Source organism: Sandarakinorhabdus glacialis (genome assembly GCF_014643455.1).
Lineage (GTDB): Bacteria > Pseudomonadota > Alphaproteobacteria > Sphingomonadales > Sphingomonadaceae > Sandarakinorhabdus > Sandarakinorhabdus glacialis.
This window is the reverse complement of record NZ_BMJM01000007.1, coordinates 1-18,666: the sequence shown is the minus strand read 5'-3', so window position 1 is coordinate 18,666 and position 18,666 is coordinate 1. Positions and strand designations below refer to the sequence as shown.

Annotated in this window: 16 protein-coding genes and 3 pseudogenes; 11 read left to right on the top strand and 8 right to left on the bottom strand. The window is 64.3% G+C overall.

From position 1 onward, the window contains the following. Positions 1 to 62: 62 nt before the first annotated feature. Together IEW98_RS10715 and IEW98_RS10710 are read left to right on the top strand one after the other, a co-directional pair. Positions 63 to 554 (top strand): copper chaperone PCu(A)C, encoded by a 492-nt coding sequence (locus IEW98_RS10715; RefSeq protein WP_188762955.1) that lies wholly within the window; start codon positions 63 to 65, stop codon positions 552 to 554. Further along, positions 541 to 1,032, top strand: coding sequence for a vgr related protein (locus IEW98_RS10710; protein ID WP_188762954.1), 492 nt, complete (start codon positions 541 to 543; stop codon positions 1,030 to 1,032). Before IEW98_RS10715 ends, IEW98_RS10710 begins: the two co-directional genes overlap by 14 nt. Here the strand turns inward: IEW98_RS10710 and IEW98_RS10705 are convergent. Next, positions 1,029 to 1,766 (bottom strand): PEPxxWA-CTERM sorting domain-containing protein, encoded by a 738-nt coding sequence (locus IEW98_RS10705; RefSeq protein ID WP_188762953.1) that lies wholly within the window; start codon positions 1,764 to 1,766, stop codon positions 1,029 to 1,031. The two genes, IEW98_RS10710 and IEW98_RS10705, sit on opposite strands and share 4 nt — an antisense overlap. A gap of 406 nt (positions 1,767 to 2,172) precedes the next feature. Between IEW98_RS10705 and IEW98_RS10700 the strand changes: the two genes are divergently transcribed. Further along, positions 2,173 to 3,546, top strand: a complete 1,374-nt coding sequence (locus IEW98_RS10700) for a glutamine synthetase family protein (RefSeq protein ID WP_188762952.1) — start codon at positions 2,173 to 2,175, stop codon at positions 3,544 to 3,546. 80 nt (positions 3,547 to 3,626) lie between these two features. Here the strand turns inward: IEW98_RS10700 and IEW98_RS16470 are convergent. The 3 genes and pseudogenes from IEW98_RS16470 to IEW98_RS10690 all read right to left on the bottom strand — a co-directional run. After that, positions 3,627 to 3,856 (bottom strand): annotated as a pseudogene (locus IEW98_RS16470) (IS5/IS1182 family transposase); the annotation flags it as partial. Positions 3,857 to 3,973: 117 nt separating this feature from the next. Next, positions 3,974 to 5,113: a glutathione-independent formaldehyde dehydrogenase gene (locus tag IEW98_RS10695; protein ID WP_188762951.1), complete on the bottom strand. Its 1,140-nt coding sequence runs from the start codon at positions 5,111 to 5,113 to the stop codon at positions 3,974 to 3,976. A 188-nt stretch (positions 5,114 to 5,301) separates the two neighbouring features. Continuing rightward, a pseudogene (locus tag IEW98_RS10690) lies at positions 5,302 to 5,652 on the bottom strand (transposase); the annotation flags it as partial. 103 nt (positions 5,653 to 5,755) lie between these two features. Between IEW98_RS10690 and fsa the strand changes: the two are divergent. Beyond that, positions 5,756 to 6,409 carry a fructose-6-phosphate aldolase gene (fsa, locus tag IEW98_RS10685; RefSeq protein ID WP_188762949.1) on the top strand — a complete coding sequence of 218 codons (654 nt, stop codon included), beginning with the start codon at positions 5,756 to 5,758 and terminating at the stop codon, positions 6,407 to 6,409. Continuing rightward, positions 6,402 to 7,313 (top strand): tyrosine recombinase XerC, encoded by a 912-nt coding sequence (locus IEW98_RS10680; RefSeq protein WP_243450698.1) that lies wholly within the window; start codon positions 6,402 to 6,404, stop codon positions 7,311 to 7,313. Before fsa ends, IEW98_RS10680 begins: the two co-directional genes overlap by 8 nt. 193 nt (positions 7,314 to 7,506) lie before the next feature. Here the strand turns inward: IEW98_RS10680 and IEW98_RS10675 are convergent, their stop codons facing one another. Then, on the bottom strand, positions 7,507 to 9,240 hold the full coding sequence (locus IEW98_RS10675) for a class I adenylate-forming enzyme family protein (protein ID WP_188762947.1): 1,734 nt from the start codon (positions 9,238 to 9,240) through the stop codon (positions 7,507 to 7,509). Positions 9,241 to 9,364: 124 nt separating this feature from the next. Between IEW98_RS10675 and IEW98_RS10670 the strand changes: the two genes are divergently transcribed. The 3 genes from IEW98_RS10670 (at position 9,365) to ppc (ending at position 15,294) form a co-directional block, all read left to right on the top strand. After that, a complete protein-coding gene (locus tag IEW98_RS10670) occupies positions 9,365 to 10,942 on the top strand; it encodes an amidohydrolase (protein WP_188762946.1) in 1,578 nt (525 codons plus the stop codon). Between the two features lie 45 nt (positions 10,943 to 10,987). Further along, positions 10,988 to 12,457 (top strand): coniferyl aldehyde dehydrogenase, encoded by a 1,470-nt coding sequence (locus IEW98_RS10665; protein ID WP_188762945.1) that lies wholly within the window; start codon positions 10,988 to 10,990, stop codon positions 12,455 to 12,457. A 164-nt stretch (positions 12,458 to 12,621) separates the two neighbouring features. Next, the gene (gene ppc, locus IEW98_RS10660) at positions 12,622 to 15,294 is read left to right on the top strand and encodes a phosphoenolpyruvate carboxylase (RefSeq protein WP_188762944.1); all 2,673 of its coding nucleotides are present in this window, start codon (positions 12,622 to 12,624) and stop codon (positions 15,292 to 15,294) included. Positions 15,295 to 15,362: 68 nt separating this feature from the next. On the opposite strand, the gene IEW98_RS10655 is transcribed toward ppc, so the two are convergent. The 3 genes from IEW98_RS10655 to IEW98_RS10645 all read right to left on the bottom strand — a co-directional run bounded on the left by IEW98_RS10655 (position 15,363) and on the right by IEW98_RS10645 (position 17,276). Beyond that, entirely contained in the window at positions 15,363 to 15,767 is a 405-nt protein-coding gene (locus tag IEW98_RS10655) for a VOC family protein (protein ID WP_188762943.1), read from the bottom strand. A gap of 61 nt (positions 15,768 to 15,828) precedes the next feature. Then, positions 15,829 to 16,665: a helix-turn-helix domain-containing protein gene (locus IEW98_RS10650; RefSeq protein WP_188762942.1), complete on the bottom strand. Its 837-nt coding sequence runs from the start codon at positions 16,663 to 16,665 to the stop codon at positions 15,829 to 15,831. Next, positions 16,662 to 17,276: a glutathione S-transferase family protein gene (locus IEW98_RS10645; RefSeq protein ID WP_188762941.1), complete on the bottom strand. Its 615-nt coding sequence runs from the start codon at positions 17,274 to 17,276 to the stop codon at positions 16,662 to 16,664. The genes IEW98_RS10650 and IEW98_RS10645 overlap by 4 nt, the downstream gene beginning before the upstream one ends. Before the next feature lie 25 nt (positions 17,277 to 17,301). On the opposite strand from IEW98_RS10645, the gene IEW98_RS10640 reads away from it, so the two are divergent. The 3 genes and pseudogenes from IEW98_RS10640 to IEW98_RS10625 all read left to right on the top strand — a co-directional run. Further along, a complete protein-coding gene (locus IEW98_RS10640) occupies positions 17,302 to 17,631 on the top strand; it encodes a DUF1993 family protein (RefSeq protein WP_188762940.1) in 330 nt (109 codons plus the stop codon). Continuing rightward, positions 17,631 to 17,939, top strand: coding sequence for a YdeI/OmpD-associated family protein (locus IEW98_RS10635; protein ID WP_188762939.1), 309 nt, complete (start codon positions 17,631 to 17,633; stop codon positions 17,937 to 17,939). Before IEW98_RS10640 ends, IEW98_RS10635 begins: the two co-directional genes overlap by 1 nt. A gap of 419 nt (positions 17,940 to 18,358) precedes the next feature. After that, positions 18,359 to 18,666: pseudogene (locus IEW98_RS10625) on the top strand (transposase); the annotation flags it as partial.

Here is an 18,666-nt window from a genome sequence, read left to right as displayed (position 1 = left end):
AGCCCCCATGACAAGCGGGGGATTGGGCTCTAGATGGAGCGGTCAATATCAGGAAGTCCCCGATGATCCGCAGTTTGTTCGCGATGATGCTGATGGCCATGCCGATCGTTGCCGTGGCAGCGGTCGCGCCGGCGAAACCGGCCCCCGTAGAGGAAGCGTGGGACCGGACCAAGCCGCGCGTCGAGGGCGCCTGGGTGCGGTTGGCGGCGGTGCCGGGGCGTCCTTCTGCTGGGTATCTGGGGCTGACCGGCGGCGGCCAGCCCGACCGGTTGACGGGGGTGACGGCGCCAGGGGCGCGGATCGAGATGCACAGCATGTCGATGGCGAACGGAGTGATGAAGATGGCCAGGCTGGAGGGCGTGCCGATACCCGCCGGCGGCAAGGTTGCGTTCGCGCAGGGCGGCAACCACCTGATGATTTTCGGGCTGGCGGGGACACCGAAAACGCTGCCGCTGACGTTGCAGTTTGCCAGCGGGGCGAAGGTGACGGTGAATGCGGCGGTGCAGGCGGCTGGGAGCGAGGCGCCAAAGCCGGGGGACCATGGCGCACACTGACGAGAGCGAAGTGCGGCCACCGATCCGGGCGTTGACGCCAGGGGAGCGGGCGCTGGCGGCGTCGGTGTTCGGCGAGACGCTGGACCCCGATGCGGTGACAGTGCGCGCGCAGAAATTCTGGGCGTTTCACCCGTGGTGGGTGACGATGGCGCCCGACGGCCATATCTGGTGCCATCCCAATGGCTTTGACTGGTGCGCCGATTATACCGCGCAGGCGCTCGGGATGCGGGCGCATTTCGTCCACGAGATGGTGCATGTCTGGCAGCGGCAGCAGGGCATCAATTTGATCCTGCGGCGCCCGCCGATGGCGCGCTATGGCTATCGGCTGGTGCCGGGCAAGGCGTTCGGGGGCTATGGTATCGAGCAGCAGGCGTGCATCGTCGCCGATGCCTATATGCTGCGCGAGGGACGCGAAATCCCCGGCAAACCGGCGCTTGCCGATTATGCCGGGGTGATTCCGTTCGGGCGCTGGACCTAGGCGGCAACGACCGCGATGCGGCGGTTGCGGCGCATCGAGGTGCCGACGAGGCCGAAGCCGGCGATGAGCATCGCCCAGGCGGCAGGTTCGGGCACGGCGTTGGCGGACAGCGTATCGAGGCGATAGCCCTGGCCCTTGTCGCCGCCGTATGTCACGTCGCCGCCGACGCGGGTGGTGAACAGGAACTTCGAATAGGCTTCAAGCGGCGAGTTGAAGGTCAACTGGGTGGTGCCGCCGACATTGTTGGTGATGGTGCCGGTGTTGGCAAAGCCGGCAAGGCCGCCGAAGCCCGAGGCGATGGTGCCGTTGAAGCCGAGTGAGGTCAGCGCGCCGCCGGCACCGACGCCGTAGATCTGCAGCGTATCGTTGAGATCGACGACCGACAGCTTGAGGCCGGTGATCTTGAGGAAGCTGGTCGAGCTGATGAGAAAGGCTTCGCGTGGGGCGCCGCGGGTGGCGTTGGTATCGAGCTGCGAATTGGCACCGCCGGTGACGCCGATGCTGCCGGAGATGCGATCGATCGTGCGGCCCGGCGTGAGCTGCGACAGGTTGGTCAGCGCCGATGGCTGTGGGGTGAAGCCCAGTGCCGTGACGGTGAGGGTGGCGACGCTGGGTACGGAAACGGCGAGCGAGGCGAGCTGGGCGTTACTGCCGCCGAAGGCCCAGGTGGTGGCATTTGCCGGAGCGGCGAGCGCCGGAACGGCGATCGCCAGAGCGATGAGACGATTTGACATTGCTGAACCCCGTTTGAATTTCTGTTACGGGGGTAGCACGATTCCGATGAATGACTATGTTAAGAATTGGTAAATAGCGGTTAATGGGGGTTTATTCGCGCGCGGTCGGCGGATCGTCGGGGGGGTGTTTGCGGGCATGACGAAAGGCTTGGGGAACTGGAGGACCCTAGGATTGTTGTTATGTCCGTGACGATACAAGGATTTTTCGATGGGCAAGGGTTGCTTGCTGTGGGCGGTCGGGGTTCCGGTCCCGATTATCATCCTGCTTTATCTGTTCGTGTTTCGTTGAGGCGGTGACAGGCTTTTGCTGGTTAGGGCGGGGAGATGGGCCCCGGCCTTCGCCGGGGTGACGAAAGGAAGTGGGTCGTACTTGCGTGAAAGGCGCCGTTCGCGGTAGTCGCCGTGGATGAAACGACCTGCTGGCGCTGCCGATGTTGCCGAACTTGCGGGGTTTGTCGCCGCGCATCCGGGCATCGAATTTCTCGACGTTTATTATACCAATCTGGCGGGCGTGCCGCGCGGGAAGCGATTGCGCGCGCATGAATTCCTGTCGGCGTTCGAGCAGGGGCGGTATCTGCCGGGGTCGTTGCTGGTGGCCGATATAACGGGCCTCGATGTCGAGGAATCGGGGATGGTGTGGGAGGACGGCGATGCCGACCGGGTCGGCTGGCCGGTGGCGGGGACGTTGAAGCCGGCGACCTGGTTGGGCGACGACAGCGCCGAAGTCATGTTGTCGATGTTCGAGTTGAGCGGGGCGCCGTGCGACCTCGATCCGCGGCGGGTGCTGATGAATGTCATCGAGCGGTTTACCGCCGACGGGCTGGTGCCGGTGGTGGCTTGCGAGCTGGAATTTTATCTCGTCGATGCGCGGCGGGGGCGGGATGGCGGCATTCGGCTGGCGCGGACCAGCGAGGGGCGGGCGCCGCTGCACCGGCAGGTCTATGGGCTCGATAGCGTCGATCTCGATGGCGATTACCTGCGCGATTTGTGGGCGGCGTGCGATGCGCTGGGGCTGCCGACGGGGGCGGCGATCGGCGAATATGCGCCGGGGCAGTATGAGATGACGCTGGCGCACAAGCCCGATGCGCTGGGGGCGGCGGATGATGCGGTGCGCTTCAAGCGCGCGGCCAAGGGCGTGGCGGACCGGCACCGGCGGACGGCGACGTTCATGGCCAAGCCGTTCGCCGAGCTTTCGGGGTCGGGGCTGCATGTCCATGTCTCGGTGAACGACAAGAAGGGGCGGAATATCTTTGCCAGCGCGGATCCGGCGGGGTCGGCGGCGCTGGGGTTTGCGATCGGCGGGGCGGCGAACTTGATGCCGGGGTCGATCGCGGTGTTTGCGCCCAATGCGAACAGTTACCGGCGGTTTCGCCCGAACAGCTATGCGCCGGTGCGGGCCGGGTGGGGGGTGAACAACCGCACCGTGCCGCTGCGGATTCCGGCGGGGCCGCCGGCGTCGCGGCACCTCGAGCACCGGCTGTCGGGGGCGGATGCCAACCCGTATCTCGCCGTCGCGGCGGTGCTGGCGGGGGTGCATCATGGATTGACGCACGAGATCGATCCGGGGCCGCCGGTGACCGGGGACGGAGAGACGACGGGGGAGCGGTTGCCGACGGATTGGTCGCATGCGCTGGCATTGTTCGAGGGGTCGCGGGTGCTGGCGGATTATTGGGGCGGGCGGGCGGCGGAGATGTTTGCGACGGTGAAGCGGGTGGAGCAGGAGCGGTATAATGCGGTGATTACGCCGCTGGATTTTGACTGGGTGCTTCGGTCGGCTTGAGGGGACCCACAATGGCGTGACTTGGAAAAGTACCGGTACCAACATCCGCGCAGAGTCTAAAAGTTTGGTTCAAAGGTGTTTTAAATCGAAGCAGTATTTGCGGTTCGGCGTGTGGACCTGCGGACACACCCGATACAAGCCCGTGCGGTCGATGAGGCGATGGCTGTCTCCAGTCTTTGGTCAATCGGCAGCAGCGGCCGAACCAAATCACGTTTGATAGCCAACCATCTGCGGGCAGGAGCTTGAAGCCTTTTGCGGTATTGGACCGCCTGATGATCTCAAGGGTCCGTTTGCCCATTGGCGCCAGTGCCTCCCCGGCTATGTCCGCCGGGCAATGCCAGTGGATCTCATCGCTCAATCCGTCTCGTTGCAACGACGGTGTAACCACAAGATACTGGTATTGCCCGACGAATGTCGGATTAGCTTCTTAGGCAGCTGATTTGAGCACAACCTTTGTCCAGCCGTTGTCGCGAGCGTTGAAGTGTTTGAAAGCGTTTGGCGCTTCTTCGAGCGGCAGCCGATGGGATATGATTTTGGACGGCTCGGCGCGGCCCATGTGAATCAAGTTCATAAGCCGCCGGTTGTAGGTTTTCACGTTGCACTGGCCGGTACGGATCTGCTGACCCTTGAACCAGAACGCCCCGAAGTCGAAGGCCATCTTGCCCTGCTTCGCTAACTCATCCTTTGCATTGGGGTCTTCCGGAATAAATACCCCTACCACGCCTATACCACCGGCTGCCTTGGTGCTGCCAACCAAGCAGTTCATCGTGTAGTTGTTGCTCTCGTGGCCGTGCCGGTCGCAGCATTGGTAGCCGACGCACTCACAGCCGCGGTCGGTTCCCAGACCATTGGTATGTGCCAGTATTTGCTCGACAGGGTCGGACTTTCGCATGTCGATCGGTATGGCCCCTAACGACTTGGCAAGCTTCAGTCGGTCATCGTGAGAGTCAACCACAAATACTTGAGAAGCGCCCTTGATCATTGCCGAATGGGCGGCCATCAGCCCAACCGGCCCCGCACCGTAGATCGCCACGGATTCACCGGGCAGCAGCCCCGCCAGCTCTGTCGCGTGCCAGCCAGTTGGAAAAATGTCAGACAACATTACATAGTCGTCCTCTTTCGCCACCGCGTCATCGGGCAACACCAAGCAGTTGAAATCGGCATAGGGCACACGCAGCAATTCCGCTTGGCCACCACGGAAAGGTCCCATGCCGGCAAAGCCATAGGCTGCACCCGCTGTCCCCGGATTACAGGTCAGACAATAGCCTGTAAGTCCTTTTTCGCAGTTTTCGCAAAAGCCGCAGGCAACATTGAAAGGCACACAGACCCGATCGCCCTTCTTTACCCGGTCAACGCCGGCGCCGACCTCAACGACTACGCCGAGGTTTTCATGTCCGAAAACGCTGCCCTTCTCGAAGTTGGTTCGACCCTCGTACATGTGCAGGTCCGAACCGCAAATGTTTGTGGTGGTGATACGAATTATGACATCCGTCGGCTTTTCGATCCGAGCATCGTCGACGTTGCTGACACTGACATCGCGAGGGCCATTATATACTACGGCTTTCATTGTCCTAGTCTCCAATGTAGCTATATAACGGAAATCCTTGGGGCCCTTGAAAGTTCCCGCCGCACCGCAAATTTCCGATAGAACTAGCCCGGATTATTCATCGGACGGAGCATTTGGGGTCGCCAATCGTAGCTGAACTTGCCGACTTGGTGTAGTTAATTGGTGCTATAGGTTGATTCAAAACTGTTTTAAGCGAAACCGCATTTTGCGGACTGATGGGTAAGCATTCGGATAGACGCGATGTGAGCCGATGCGGTCGATGAGGCGATGGCTGCCTTTCGGTCTTTGGCCAATCGGCGGCAGCGGCTTGAAGTTTTTGCGGTATCGGACTTCTTGATAATCTCGAGGGTCCATTTGCCCATGGCCGCCAGCGCGTCCCTGAGCTTGCTGCGAACATAGTTGCCATCGGCAACGACATGCCGCAGCCACGGGAAGACAAAGTATAACGCTTTCAGCACATCGGCGGCCCCCTCACCGTCCTGGATGTCGGCGGCATGGACCAAGCGCCACGTGCCGCATCGGGAAAGCAGCGATTTTCTTGCGGGAATTGGGATGGACGAAAGCTGCGCCAAGTGCGGTTGACGGTTCCCTGACGGGTGGGAGTTCGGGTAAGGGGTGGCTGTTCATAAGAGGCCGCTACCGATGAAGTTTTTTGCTGATACTGCCGATACTGCCGAGATTGCTGCTTTGGCAGCCACCGGCTTGCTTGATGGGGTGACGACGAATCCGTCGCTGATCCACAAGTCGGGGCGCAATTTTCTGGAGGTTATCCGGGAGATTGCGCAGCTGACGCCAGGGCCGGTTTCTGCGGAGGTAGTGGCGTCGACGACGGCGGAGATGCTGCGTGAGGCGGCGGTGTTGCGCAAGCTGGGCGAAAATATCTGTATCAAGCTGCCGTTGACGATGGACGGGCTGACGGCGTGCAAGGCGTTGGCCGACGACGGCGTGATGGTCAATGTGACGCTGTGTTTTTCGGCGAACCAGGCGTTGCTGGCGGCGAAGGCGGGGGCGGCGTTCATCTCGCCGTTCGTCGGGCGGCTCGATGATATCGGCTACGATGGCATGGCGCTGATCGAGGATATCAAGATCATCTACGACAATTATGCCTTCGATACCGAGATCCTGGTGGCCTCGGTTCGGCACCCTGTCCATGTGTTGCAGGCAGCGAAGCTGGGGGCCGATGTGGCGACGATGCCGCCTTCGGTGATCCGGGCGCTGGCGCTGCATCCGTTGACCGACAAGGGGCTGGCGACGTTTGCCGACGATTGGGCGAAGACCGGGCAGTCGATTGTCTGACGGCCTCGCAGCCCTGACGCGGGTGTGGCTGGCGAGCTTGGCGGATGCGCGCCGGCTGTCGCCGCATACGGTCAGGGCTTATGAGACGACGATGGAATTGTTCGGGGATTTCCTGAGCGCGCATGTCGGCGGGATCGTGGGGGCGGCCGAACTGTCGGCGATGACGCCGGCGGATTTCCGGGCGTTCCTGTCGATGCGGCGCGGGGATGGGCTGGCGAATGTGTCGGTGGCGCGGGATGTGTCGGCGCTGCGCACGTTTTTCGGCTGGGCGCGGCGGACGCAAGGGGTGGTTTGCGACGGGCTGGCGGGGTTGAAATCGCCGAAGTTGGCGCGGCGGGTGCCGCGGCCGGTTTCGCCGGGGGATGCTGTCGGGTTGATTGCGGCGGTGGGGGATATTGCGCGGCTGCCGTGGACTGCCGCGCGGGATACGGCGGTGTTGCTGCTGCTGTATGGCAGCGGGTTGCGGATTGCCGAGGCGCTGTCGTTGACGGGGGCGGTGCTGCCTTTGGGCGAGACGATATTGGTGACGGGGAAGCGGAACAAGACGCGGTCGGTGCCGGTGCTGCCGGTCGTGGCGGAGGCGATCGAAGCTTATGTGAAGCTGACGCCCTGGGCGCCGGTGCGCGATTTGCCGTTGTTTCGGGGGCTTCGGGGTGGGGCTTTGGATGCGGGGATAGTGCGGGCCGCCATTCGCGCGGCGCGGCCGGCTTTGGGGTTGCCGGATAGTGCTACGCCGCATGCGCTCAGGCATAGTTTTGCGACGCATTTACTGGCGCGGGGGGCGGATTTGAGGTCGATCCAGGAGTTGCTGGGGCATGCCAGTTTGTCCTCGACGCAGATTTATACGGCGGTGGATGCGGCGCAGTTGCTGGATGTTTATCGGAATGCGCATTCGAGGGCGTGAGAGGTTTTATGCGGGGGGAGTGGGAGATGGGCCCCGGCCTTCGCCGGGGTGACGGGTAAAAAGAGGGGTGCCCTTTGAACTAACCGATCGTCATGCTGAACTTGTTTCAGCATCCATTGTGCGGTTGGCACATTTTCGCGTGGTGGGGCGATGGATGCTGAAACGAGTTCAGCATGACGAGGTCCTTGTCAGGTTAGGCGCCGACTAGCTTTTTTAGTTCGGTTTTCAGGATCTTGCCGTTGGCGTTGCGGACGAGGGGCTCGTTCGAGAAGGTGATCGCTACCGGGACCTTGAAGGCGGCCAGACGCGCGGCGACGAAGGTGCGGAGTTCGTCTTCGGTGGCGGTGGTGCCGGGTTTCAGGGTGACGAAGGCATAGGGTTCCTCGCCTAGCGTCTTGTGGGGGCGGCCGACGAGGGCGGCGTCCATGATGGCGGGGTGCTCGGTGAGGGCGTTTTCGACTTCGACGCAATAGATGTTTTCGCCGCCGCGGATGAGCATGTCCTTGGCGCGGTCGATGATGAAGCAGAAGCCCTCGTCGTCGAGGCGGGCGAGGTCGCCGGTGCGGACCCAGCCGTCGACGAAGGTTTCGGCGCTGGCCTCGGGCTTGCGCCAATAGCCTTTGACGACGTTGGGGCCGAAACCCCAGAGCTCGCCGACTTCGCCTGCGGGCAAGATGTTGCCTTCGGGATCGGTGACCTTGAGGTCGCAAACGGCGCAGGCTGGTCCGCAGCTGTCGGGGCGGAGTTCATAGTCCTCGCCAACGTGGCTGGTGAAGGTGGCGCTGGTTTCGGTCATGCCCCAGCCGTTGCCGGGTTGGGCCTTGCCGAAGACCTTCTTGATCTGGCGGACGAGTTCGGGGGCCGAGGGCGCGCCGCCGTAGCTGACGGTTTCGAGGCTGGAGAGGTCGAAGCGGCCGCGTTCGGGGTGCTCGATGATCTGCCAGGCGATGGTGGGGACGCCGCCGCAGCCGGTGATGCGCTCGCGTTCGATCAGGGCCATGGCCTCCATGACGTCCCATTTGCGCATCATCACGAGTTTGACGCCGCCGAACAGCGCCGGCGACAGCATGGCGTGGCAGCCGGTGGCGTGGAAGAACGGCACGCTGATGAGCAGGGCCTTTTGCGGCGCGGCGGGGTCGGGGGCGGGCGGTGTCTCGCCGCGGCGCAGGTAGCTGCGCGCGGCGGCAAAACCCGATGCCATGATGTTGGAGACGATGTTGCGGTGGGTGCCGAGGGCGCCCTTGGGCTTGCCGGTAGTGCCGCTGGTGTAGAAGAGCGTGGCGTCGTCTTCGGGGACGAGGGCGACATCGGGGGCAGGGCGGTCGGCGAGGTCGCCCCAGTGATGCGGGGTGCCGATTATCGATTCGAGCGGGATTTCGCGGGGGTCGCCCTGGGGTTCCTCGGTGCTGCGGGCGACGTAGATGCGCGTCAGGTCGTGGAGATCGGGGAGGTGGGGGGCGATGCGGGCGAGGCGTTCGTTGTCGACGACGAGGATCGAGGCGCCGGAATCGGTGAGGCCGTATTCGAGCTCGGCGCCGGTCCACCAGGCGTTGAGGGGGGTGACGATGGCGCCGCAGAGGCTGGCGGCGAAGAAGGCGACCGGCCATTCGGGGAGGTTGCGCATGACGATCGCCACGCGATCGCCTTTGCGGAGGCCATCGGCGGTGAATTGCGCGGCGAGGCGCAGGGCCGCGCGGGAGAAGTTTTCGAAGCTGACGCGCTCGTCCTCGTGGACGAGGAAGATCTTGTCGCCGTGGGTGCGGCCGGCGCCGAAGACGGCGGCGAGGGTGGGCGGGGCGTTCTTCCAGGTGCGGGTGGGGAGGCCGCGGATGGTGACGGTCTCCATTTCGAGGAGCGAGCCGGGGGCGGTGAGCAGGGCGTGGGCGTCGGCGATGGTCATTGCCGGAAAGTCGGCTTGTACGGTCATGATGGTCCCCAGGGATGTTTTGCTTTGGAGGCATCAAAGCCGAAGCGGCGGCGGGGCGCCAGTGGGTAATGCGCGTGTTGAAAGGGCGGGGGATTTGGCTAGGTTGGGGTCAAAGGGGATCTGTATGGCGAAATATCTGGTGGTGGCGGCGCTGTTGGTTGCGCAGCCTGTGGTGGCGCAAGATGCGCAATTGGCGGCGCGCAAGGCGGGCGTGGTGGCGGGGGTCGCGGCTCGGGCCAAGCAGGCGCAGGTGATGACCGACCAGGTGTTCAGCTATGGCGAGCTGGGGTTCCAGGAGGTCGAGACATCGAAATATCTGACGGGGGTGCTCGAGAAGGCCGGGTTTACCGTGGTGCGCGGGGTGGCGGGACTGCCGACCGGGTGGACGGCGACGTGGACGAACGGGAAGGGCGGGCCGGTTATCGCGCTGGGAAGCGATCTCGATGGGATTCCCAAGGCGTCGCAGAAGCCGGGAGTGGCGGTGCGCGCGCCGATCGTGGCCGATGCGCCGGGGCATGGCGAGGGGCATAACAGCGGCCAGGCGGTGAATATCGTCGCGGCGCTGGCGGTGAAGGAATGGATGATCCGCGAGAAGATCGCGGGGACGCTGATGCTGTGGCCGGGGGTGGCCGAGGAGCTGGTGGCGGGCAAGGCGTATATGGTGCAGGGTGGGGTGTTCAAGGGTGTCGATGCAACGATCTTTACCCATGTCGGCGACAATCTGAGCGTCAGCTATGGGCAGCCGAACGGCACTGGGCTGATATCGGCGAAATATCATTTCCACGGTGATTCGGCGCATTCGGCGGGGGCGCCGTGGCGGGGCAAGAGTGCGCTCGATGCGGCGGAATTGATGGATATCGGCTGGAACTTCCGGCGCGAGCATCTGCGGCCCGAGCAGCGGTCGCACTCGATCATCTCGGATGGCGGTGACCAGCCCAATGTCGTGCCTTCCGAGGCGACGACCTGGTATTATTTCCGCGAGCAGAGCTTCGAGGCGATCCGGCGGAATTTTGCTATCGGGAACAAGATGGCCGAGGCGGCGGCGATGATGACCGATACGCGCACCGACCACGAGATCGTCGGGGCGGCGGCTCCGCAATATTACAACAAGCCGATTGCCGAGGCGGCGGCGGCGAACATGGCGGTGGTCGGGTTGCCGGTATGGGATGCGGCGGACCAGGCATTGGCGAAGGCGGTGCAGAAGACGGTGGCTTCGGAGAAGAAGGAGGGGCTGGCGACAAAGATCGAGGGGCTGAAGGCGCCGCAGGAGAAGCCCGAAAGCGGCGGGTCGGACGATATCGGCGACATCAGCTGGATCATGCCGACGATCAACATTCGTTTTCCGGCGAATATTCCAGGGTTGCCGGGGCATCATTGGTCGAACGCGATCGCGATGGCGACGCCGATTGCACACAAGGGCGTTGTCGCGGGGGCCAAGGTGGTGGCGATGACGCTGGTCGATTTGATGACGCGACCGGCGTTGATGACCGAAGCGAAGGCGTTCTTTGCCGATGTGCAGACCAAGGACCAGAAGTATCAGCCGTTTATCGGGCCGAATGACAGGCCGCATACCGAATTGAACGAAGCGACAATGGCGCGGTTTCGGCCGGCGATGGCGAAGTTCTATTATGATGCGGCGAAATATCCGACGTATCTCGACCAGTTGGGGATCAAATGGCCGTCAGTGCCGCTCGACAAATAGCGGCGGTTGAGTCAGGCTCGGAACGCTTGATCCTTGGGGAATGATATGGCCAGCACTGCAACGGCGGCGACGACGGCAGTTTGGGATGCGCGTGACGCGGCGGCGATGCTGGAGGTGTTGCAGCGGCAGCGCGCGGCGTTCATGGCGGAATTGCCGGTGACGGCGGCGACGCGCAAGGCGCGGTTGCAGCGTGCGGTGGCGGTGGTGCTCGACAACAAGGACCGGTTGGCGGCGGCGCTGTCGGAGGACTTCGGGCACCGGTCGACCGAGATGTCGATGGTGACCGATATCATGGCGTCGGTGAAGCCGTTGAAGCATGGCATCAAGCATCTGGATCGGTGGATGAAGGCGGAGAACCGCCCGCTCGATTTTCCGATGAAATTGTTGGGGGCGCGGGCGCGGGTCGAGTTTCAGCCCAAGGGGGTCATCGGGATTATCTCGCCGTGGAATTTTCCGGTGAATTTGACGTTTGCACCGCTGGCGGGCGTGCTGGCGGCGGGCAATCGGGCGATGATCAAGCCGAGCGAATTCACCCCGGTGACGTCGGCGTTGATGAAGGAAATCCTCGAAGCGGCGTTCGACGAGACCGAGGTTGCGGTCATCACCGGCGGGTCGGAGGCGGGCAAGGCGTTTTCGGAACTGCCGTTCGATCATCTGGTGTTCACCGGCGGGACCGCGATCGCGCGGCACGTGATGGCGGCGGCGGCGAAGAACCTGGTGCCGTTGACGCTCGAGCTGGGTGGCAAGTCGCCGACGATCATCTCGCGGACGGCGGATATCGGGGTGGCGACCGAGCGCATCGCGATGGGCAAGATGATGAATGCCGGGCAGATTTGCCTGGCGCCGGATTATCTGCTCGTTCCCGAGGAGCAGGAGGGCGATGTCGTCGCCGGGTTGAAGGCGGCGACGGCGAAAATGTATCCGACGTTGCTGTCGAACCCCGATTATACCTCGGTGCTCGGGGCGCGGCATCGGGAGCGGCTCGAGGCGCATGTCGAGGATGCGCGCGCCAAGGGGGCTACGATCGATGTGGTGAACCCGGCGAACGAGGATTTTTCGAAGCAGAATACCAACAAGATGCCGCTGCACATCATCCGCGGCGCCACCGACGAGATGACGGTGATGCAGGAGGAAATTTTCGGGCCGCTGCTGCCGGTGCGGACCTATTCGACGGTCGACGGCGCCATCGACGAGGTCAACCGCCGCGACCGGCCGCTGGGGCTGTACTGGTTCGGCAAGGACGACGCCGAGCAGCGCCGGGTGCTCGATCGGACGATCTCGGGCGGCGTTACAGTCAACGACGTGATTTTCCATGTGTCCGCCGAAGAACTGCCGTTCGGCGGGGTCGGGAATGCCGGGATGGGGAGTTATCATGGGCATGATGGCTTCAAGGAATTCAGCCATGCCAAATCGATCTATACCCAGCCGAAAATCGATCTTGCCGGGCTGGCGGGGTTCAAGCCGCCCTATGGGGACAAGACGCGCAAGGCATTGGCGCGGGAATTGAAGGCTTAGGGCAGAGCCTCCGGCGGCTGGGGCCTTGGCCCCAGACCCTATTTGCTGGATTGTGCATCGATCGGGGTCTGGGGCTGCGGCCCCGGCCGCCGGAGGCCCTTGACACTATAGATAGGTTAGCGATTGCTGCACGTGCGAACCGATTTCAAAAGGCCTGCGCTGATATGACGATCGATCCGGGAACCGTGGCGGCGACCGACCGCGCCGATGTGAAGTATCTCGGGCGGCTGCTGGGGGATGTCATCCGCGAGCAGGATGGGGTCGCGGTATTCGATGCCATCGAGGGGGTGCGCCAGGCTTCGGTGGCGGCGCACCGGGCGCCCGATGCGGCGAATGTGGCGGCGCTGACCGAGCGGCTTGGGGCGCTCGACCTGGGCGATACGCTGCGGTTCGTGCGGGGGTTTTTGCTGTTTTCGCTGCTGGCCAATTTGGCCGAGGATCGCAGTGGGCCGGGGGCGCGCGAGGCGACGCTGGCGGGGGCGATGGCGACATTGGCGAAGGCGGGGGTGGAGCGCGACGCAGTTGTGGCGCTGTTGCAGAAATCATTGATTGTTCCGGTGCTTACTGCACACCCGACCGAGGTTCGGCGCAAGTCGATGATCGACCGCGAGGCGAGCATAGCGGCGTTGATGGCGGGGTGTGGAAACGGGTTTTGCGACGCCGATACCGAGGCCGAGCTGATCCGGCAGATCACCATCTTGTGGCAGACGCGCCCACTGCGATCGACCAAGCCGGTGGTCGCCGACGAGATCCAGTCGGCGCTGTCGTATCTCGAGGCGAGCATCCTGCCGGTGCTGCCGAAATTGCATGCGCAGTGGGAAAAACTGACCGGTTCGGTGCTGCCGCCGTTCCTGCGGCCGGGGAGCTGGATCGGCGGGGATCGCGATGGCAACCCCAACGTGAATGCCGGGACGCTCGAGGCGGCGCTGGCAGCACAGGCGGGGGTGGCGATCGGGCATTATTTGGGCGAACTGAATTCGCTGGGGAGCGAACTGTCGATTTCCTCAGCGAATGTCGAGGTGACCGGGGACCTGGCGGCGTTGGCCGAGGCGAGCGGCGATCTGGCGGCGAGCCGGGCCGACGAGCCGTATCGGCGGGCGCTTTCGGGGATTTATGCCCGGACGGCGGCGAGCTTCCGGGCGTTGACGGGGCGGGCGCCGGCATTGCCGGGGATCGTTGCGGGGGATCCCTATCCGCGCGCGGGTAATTTCCTGGCCGACCTGCGAATTATTGCGGCTTCGCTGCAGGCGCATGGCGGCGCGGCGATGGTGGGGACGCGGTTGCGGTCGCTGATCACCGCTGTCGAGATTTTCGGGTTTCACCTGGCGACGCTCGATTTGCGGCAGAATGCCGATGTCCATGCGCGGGTGGTGGCCGAGTTGTTGCAGGTTGCCGGCGTTCCGGGTGATTATGCGGCACTCGACGATGTGCAGCGGACGGCGTTGCTCGGCGATGAACTGTCGTCGCCACGGCTGCTGTTCAACGGCTTCGCCGAATATGGCGACGAGACGCTATCGGAGATGGCGATCCTGCGCGCGGCGGCGGCGGCGCATGCGCGGTTCGGGCCGGACGTCATTCGTGCCTATATCGTTTCGAAGACCAGCGGGGTGTCGAACCTGCTGGAGGTTTACCTGCTGTTGAAGGAGGTCGGGCTTTATATTCCAGGCGATCCGCCGGCGTGCGCGATCATGGCGGTGCCGTTGTTCGAGACGATCGAGGATCTCGAAGCGGCGCCCGAGGTGATGGCGACGTATCTCGACCGGCCCAAGGCAGCGGCGCTGGCGGCGGAGCGCGGCCACCAGGAAGTCATGATCGGATATTCGGATTCGAACAAGGACGGCGGCTATCTGACGTCGAACTGGTCGCTGCACGAGGGGGCGCTGGCACTGGCCGATGTGTTTGCCGAGCGTGGGTTGCAGATGCAGTTGTTCCATGGCCGGGGCGGCGCGGTCGGGCGCGGCGGCGGGCCGGCGTTCGATGCGATTCGCGCGCAGCCGCAGGGCAGCGTGATGGGGCGGATCAGGATTACCGAGCAGGGCGAGGTGATCGCGTCGAAATACGGGACGCCGGCGGTGGCGGAAACCAGCCTCGAGACGATGGCGGCGGCGACATTGCTGGCGAGCCTCGAGCCGGCAAGACTCGCGGCGGGGGAGTTCGCGCGGTTTCGTGGCGCGATGAGCACGATCAGCGCGGCGGCGTGCCGACAGTACCGCGGGCTGGTTTACGAGACGCCGGGGTTCAACGAATTTTTTCGCAGTTGCACGCCGATTACCGAGATTGCCGAACTGAAGATCGGGTCGCGGCCGGCGTCGCGGACCAAGAGCGACCGGATCGAGGATTTGCGGGCGATTCCGTGGGTGTTCAGCTGGGCGCAGGCGCGGATCATGCTGCCGGGATGGTATGGCGCGGGCGAGGCGCTGGCGGCGTTCGAGGATCGCGGGTTGCTGGCGGAGATGGTTGCGGCGTGGCCGTTTTTGGGGGCGGCGCTGTCGAATTTGGAGATGGTGCTGGCGAAATCGGACATGGAGATTGCGCGGCGTTATGCCGGTCTGGTGGGGGATGTGGCGCTGCGGGAGCGGATTTTCGGGACGATTGCCGATGGCTGGCAGCGGACGCATGACCAGTTGCTCGATCTGACCGGGCAGGCGGCGCTGCTCGATCGGCAGCCGGCGCTGGCGCGTTCGGTGAAGCTGCGGTTGCCGTATATCGATCCGCTGAACGAGTTGCAGATCGATTTGATCCGCAGGCGCCGGGGTGGGGAGGAGGATCCCCGGATTGCCGAGGGGATTCATTTGACGATCAACGGGATTGCGGCTGGGCTCAGGAATAGCGGGTAGGGTTGGGCTCGGTAGAGTCACCCACCCCCGACCCCTCCCTTGAAGAAGGGAGGGGAGCAAGAAGAGAGTCAGGCCCAGGGGTCGTAGCTGCCGAAGGTCCAGATGTGGCCACCGGGGTCGCGGACGTCGTAGCTGCGGCCGCCGTAATCCTTGTCGCTGGGCGGCGTGACGATGTCGGCGCCGGCGGCGACGGCGCGGGCGTGGTGGGCGTCGGGGTCGGTCAGGGTGACCGAGATCGTGCCGGTGACGCCGCCGAGGTTGGCCGGGCTGTCGATGCCGTAGATGTTGGCGGGTTTGAGGCTCGAGACCATGATGAGGTTGCCGTCAAGCGTCAGTTGCGCGTGGGCGATACCGCCTTCGCCATCGGGGTGGATGGCGTGCTGTTCGAAGCCGAAGGCGGTTTCGAGATATTCGATCGCGGCGGGGCAATCGCGGTACTGCAGGGTCGGGTAGATGCCGGGGCGGATGGTCATGGCGAGGCTCCTTTTCCAGGCGCATATTGGCATGGGCGGCGGGGGCGGGCTTGGACGGAATTTACGCCGGGTGCTGGAGGCCGCCGCCGTTCGGCACGAGGTTTGCTAGCCATTGGCTGGGGCTCATCCCGGAAAAGCGGGTGAAGTCGCGGACCATGTGGGGCTGGTCGAAATAGCCGGCGTCCTGCGCGAGATTGGCCCAGGATTTGGTGGGCCCGGCGCTGCGGATGAGGCGGTCGAAGCGGGTGATACTGGCGAAGCGGCGCGGGGTGAGGCCGATATGGCTGCGGAAGCCGGCAATGAGGCGGCGGTGGCTCCAGCCGGTCTGGGTCGCGAGCGCGGCGATCGACAGGTTGGGGCGGGTGCGGAGTTGCTGCCAGGCCCAGGTGATTTCGTCGGGTGGCGCGGCGGCGGCGTGGAGGCGGGCGGCGCAATAATTGGCGAGGATGGCGGTGCGGGCGGTGCTGTCGGGGGCGTTCAGGAGCGCGTCGGCGAGGTCTCGGTCGTCGAGCAGGGCGTCCAGTGGGATGACGTCGCCAGTGAAATTGCCGATGGGTTGGCCGAGCAGCGCGCCGGCGGCGAGCGGGGTGAGGGCGACCTGGAGGCCCGATTGGCGGCCGCTGCTCTCGGAGATGGCGGGGGCTTCGTCGAGACCGGCGACAAAGCCCTTGCCGGCGGCGAGGATGGTGCGGCGACCGATGCCGTCGGTGATCGCGATGGGGTCGCCGAGATTGATGATGAGGACGGGTTCGGGGTGGGGGAGCTCGCGGCGGGCGGTGAAACTGGTCGCTTCGGAATAATCGGCGAAATGGTGGATGCCGGGCAGATTGGAGGGGGTAACCGCCGAGCGCCACCAGCCGTCGGGCCCGGCATGTTGGGAAATGACCGGCGCGGTCATTGCGGCGGGCGGGTGGCGATGAGCGCGGGGGTGTCGGTGAGGCGGGACTGGAGAGCCGCGAGGGCGGGCTGGGTGGTGCGCCAGTCGATGGCGGCAAAGCGGAGGTCGAGGTACTCGCAGGCGATGACGATGCAGATGTCCTCATAGGGGCTGGCGCCGATGCGCGCGGGCAGGGCAGCGAGGGTGCGGTCGATGGCGGCGTATTGGCGATCTGTCCAGACGCCCGAAGTGACGCCCTGGCCGGTGTTGAAGCGCAGGATGATGGCGGCGTCGAGGATGCCGTCCGTTAGCGCCTCGGTGGTGCGGGCGTGCCAATGGGCGGTGCCGGTTGTCGGCATCAGGGTTTGAGTCGGGGACCGGGCGAGCAGCCAGGCAGCGATGACGGGGGAGTCGACGATGGCTGTGCCTTCGCCCAGCACCAGCGCCGGGACTTTGCCGAGCGGGTTGGCGGTGAGGAGCGCGGCGGGGTTGTCCATCGGCGCGGTGGGCACGACCGGGATATCGAGGCCGAGCTCGGCGATGAGGATCCGCAGACGGCGGGCGTAGGGCGAGGTGAGCGAGGCGAGGAGTTGCATGGCGGCAGGGTGCGGGATTTCGGGTGGCGATGGCAAGGGGGGTTCCTGTGCGGCGCATTCGGTGGGCGGGATCGAGGGCGTGCGGGCGGGGAGTTTCTCGCCGGAGATGTCGGCGTGGCCGACCGATTTTGCCGGGCTGCACGGGGTGTTGCAGACGGCGATCGCGAGCCTGAAGGCGATCGACCGCGAAGAGTTCGATGCGTTGGCGGAAAGCGATACGAAGTTTGCGTTCGGCACGACGATGATGCCGTTTACGGGGGCGAATTTCCTGTTGTCGTTCTCGCAGCCGAATTTCTATTTTCATGCGACGACGGCGTATGGGATTTTGCGGGCGCAGGGCGTGAAGCTGGGCAAGCGCGATTTCATGGGGATACCGCGGATCAAGCGCTGATGGCCGGCGATTTCCCGCAAGGCACCGTCCACCGGGCGGGTGACGACCTGGAGGCCGCGGTGCGGGCGGATGCCGGGACCGCGGCGCTGTGGAAACGCCTGACGCCGCTGGGGCGGAACGAGTTCATCTGCCGGGTGGATGACGCGAAGCAAGCGGCGGCGCGGGCGCGGAGGATTGTGCGGACTTGCGAGGAATTGGCGGAGGGGAAGAAGCGGCCGTGCTGCTGGGCGGGGTGTGCGCACCGGACGGACAAGGCGCCGGGGAGGTGGCAGCAGGCGGTTTTGGTTGAGGGGAAGAGGCGGGGTTAGAGGGCCGGGGTGTGAAGCTGAGCAACCGTGAGTTTTCAGGCGCCGCGGATCAAATGGCGGACTTGGAAAGGGCGCTGGCCACTGTTGGTTAGAGTGGTAAGGTCTAAGCTTAAGGGGAAGACGCAGAAATGTCCTCGGAAGGCTGTGCCCCGTCCCGTACGCCGTAATCAGACGCGATAAGAAGATTACGCTGTGCCAACATCCGAACGAAAGAACGCGGGCTTAAGAACTCAGCCGCCATCCGGTTGGTGATATGCCAGCCGACCTGCATGTATTCTGGGACGCCCTCCCGCCCCCCGTTTTCGGGGAAATAGGTCAGCGGCATCTCAGGATCACCACTGTGCTCAATCCGGCCGCCGACCCCANGCAATACCAGTATCTTGTGATTCAACCGTCTTTGCAAAGAGATGGAGTGGGCCATGGGATGGACTGGTATTGCCCGGCGTGAACATAGCCGGGAAGGTTTGCGGTATCCAAGCGATATGACGGAGCGCGAATGGCTGCTGACGGCGCCATTCATACCGCCTGCCAAGACGGGCGGTCGGCGTCGGACGACGGACATGCGCGAAGTTGTGAATGCGCTGCTGTACATAGCATCGAGCGGCGGCGCGTGGCGGATGTTCCCAAATGCTTTGCGCCGGTACCGGCGGTGCGGCGCTATTTCTACGCATGGCGGAACATCGGCTTGTTCGAGACGATCAACACCGTGCTGGTGATGAACCTGCGC

What these genes read in the sequence shown, in the direction of transcription:
- IEW98_RS10715 (WP_188762955.1), top strand. Translation starts at nt 63, where the DNA reads ATGATCCGCAGTTTGTTCGCGATGATGCTGATGGCCATGCCGATCGTT.
- IEW98_RS10710 (WP_188762954.1), top strand. Translation starts at nt 541, where the DNA reads ATGGCGCACACTGACGAGAGCGAAGTGCGGCCACCGATCCGGGCGTTG.
- IEW98_RS10705 (WP_188762953.1), bottom strand. Translation starts at nt 1,766, where the DNA reads ATGTCAAATCGTCTCATCGCTCTGGCGATCGCCGTTCCGGCGCTCGCC.
- IEW98_RS10700 (WP_188762952.1), top strand. Translation starts at nt 2,173, where the DNA reads ATGAAACGACCTGCTGGCGCTGCCGATGTTGCCGAACTTGCGGGGTTT.
- IEW98_RS10695 (WP_188762951.1), bottom strand. Translation starts at nt 5,113, where the DNA reads ATGAAAGCCGTAGTATATAATGGCCCTCGCGATGTCAGTGTCAGCAAC.
- fsa (WP_188762949.1), top strand. Translation starts at nt 5,756, where the DNA reads ATGAAGTTTTTTGCTGATACTGCCGATACTGCCGAGATTGCTGCTTTG.
- IEW98_RS10675 (WP_188762947.1), bottom strand. Translation starts at nt 9,240, where the DNA reads ATGACCGTACAAGCCGACTTTCCGGCAATGACCATCGCCGACGCCCAC.
- IEW98_RS10670 (WP_188762946.1), top strand. Translation starts at nt 9,365, where the DNA reads ATGGCGAAATATCTGGTGGTGGCGGCGCTGTTGGTTGCGCAGCCTGTG.
- IEW98_RS10665 (WP_188762945.1), top strand. Translation starts at nt 10,988, where the DNA reads ATGGCCAGCACTGCAACGGCGGCGACGACGGCAGTTTGGGATGCGCGT.
- ppc (WP_188762944.1), top strand. Translation starts at nt 12,622, where the DNA reads ATGACGATCGATCCGGGAACCGTGGCGGCGACCGACCGCGCCGATGTG.
- IEW98_RS10655 (WP_188762943.1), bottom strand. Translation starts at nt 15,767, where the DNA reads ATGACCATCCGCCCCGGCATCTACCCGACCCTGCAGTACCGCGATTGC.
- IEW98_RS10650 (WP_188762942.1), bottom strand. Translation starts at nt 16,665, where the DNA reads ATGACCGCGCCGGTCATTTCCCAACATGCCGGGCCCGACGGCTGGTGG.
- IEW98_RS10635 (WP_188762939.1), top strand. Translation starts at nt 17,631, where the DNA reads ATGGCCGGCGATTTCCCGCAAGGCACCGTCCACCGGGCGGGTGACGAC.